The sequence below is a fragment of the Bartonella phoceensis genome (assembly GCF_902825145.1).
GTDB lineage: Bacteria > Pseudomonadota > Alphaproteobacteria > Rhizobiales > Rhizobiaceae > Bartonella > Bartonella phoceensis.
In genome coordinates this window covers 1-1,195 of record NZ_CADEAD010000026.1, presented here as the reverse complement: position 1 = coordinate 1,195, position 1,195 = coordinate 1, and the positions used below count along the sequence as shown (strand labels likewise).

The window sequence follows — 1,195 nt, the reverse complement described above, 5'->3', positions numbered from 1 at the left end:
GCTCTTCAATAACCACTACTTACTCAATGATTTTAGAAACGATACCTGCACCAACAGTACGGCCACCTTCACGAATAGCGAAACGAAGCTTCTCTTCCATGGCAATTGGAACAATCAAAGAAACATCCATTGCGACATTATCACCAGGCATAACCATCTCGGTACCTTCTGGAAGGGTTACGATCCCCGTCACATCCGTCGTACGGAAATAAAACTGAGGACGATAATTCGTGAAAAATGGTGTATGACGACCACCTTCATCCTTCGTTAAAATGTAAGCCTCTGCTTTAAAACGTGTATGTGGGGTAACAGAACCAGGCTTCGCCAAAACCTGACCACGTTCAATTCCTTCACGATCAACACCACGAAGCAATGCTCCAATATTATCACCCGCTTGACCTTGATCCAAAAGCTTGCGGAACATTTCAACACCTGTAACCGTCGTCTTAGAAGTTGGACGAATACCTATTATTTCGATTTCCTCTCCAACTTTAATAACACCACGCTCAACACGGCCTGTAACAACCGTACCACGTCCCGAAATCGAAAAAACATCTTCTATCGGCATTAAAAATGGCTGATCAACAGGACGCTCAGGAGTTGGGATATAATTATCAACTTCACTCATCAAAAGACGAACAGCATCTTCACCAATACTTTTGTCTTTATCTTCAAGGGCTGCCAATGCAGAACCCTTTACTATCGGGATATCATCTCCTGGAAAATCATATTTTGACAACAGCTCACGTACTTCAAGTTCAACAAGCTCTAAAAGCTCCGCATCATCAACCTGATCAACCTTATTGAGAAAAACCACAATCGCCGGAACTCCAACCTGACGCGCTAGCAAAATATGCTCACGTGTCTGAGGCATTGGACCATCAGCTGCAGAAACAACAAGAATCGCTCCATCCATCTGCGCAGCTCCCGTGATCATGTTCTTCACATAATCTGCGTGTCCAGGACAATCAACGTGCGCATAGTGCCGATTCTCTGTTTCATACTCAACATGCGCTGTAGAAATGGTAATTCCACGTGCACGTTCCTCCGGTGCTGCATCAATTTGGTCATACGCTTTAAATTCACCAAAATATTTCGTAATCGCTGCTGTTAATGAAGTCTTCCCATGATCAACATGACCAATCGTACCAATGTTAACATGCGGCTTCGTACGTTCAAATTTGCTCTTTGCCAT

At 43.8% G+C, this 1,195-nt stretch carries 1 protein-coding gene; it reads right to left on the bottom strand.

Features of this window, described 5'->3' with window-relative positions; genetic code table 11:
* Positions 1-19: 19 nt before the first annotated feature.
* Positions 20-1,195: an elongation factor Tu gene (gene tuf, locus J7R07_RS07910; protein ID WP_012755022.1), complete on the bottom strand. Its 1,176-nt coding sequence runs from the start codon at positions 1,193-1,195 to the stop codon at positions 20-22.

What these genes read in the sequence shown, in the direction of transcription:
- tuf (WP_012755022.1), bottom strand. Translation starts at nt 1,195, where the DNA reads ATGGCAAAGAGCAAATTTGAACGTACGAAGCCGCATGTTAACATTGGT.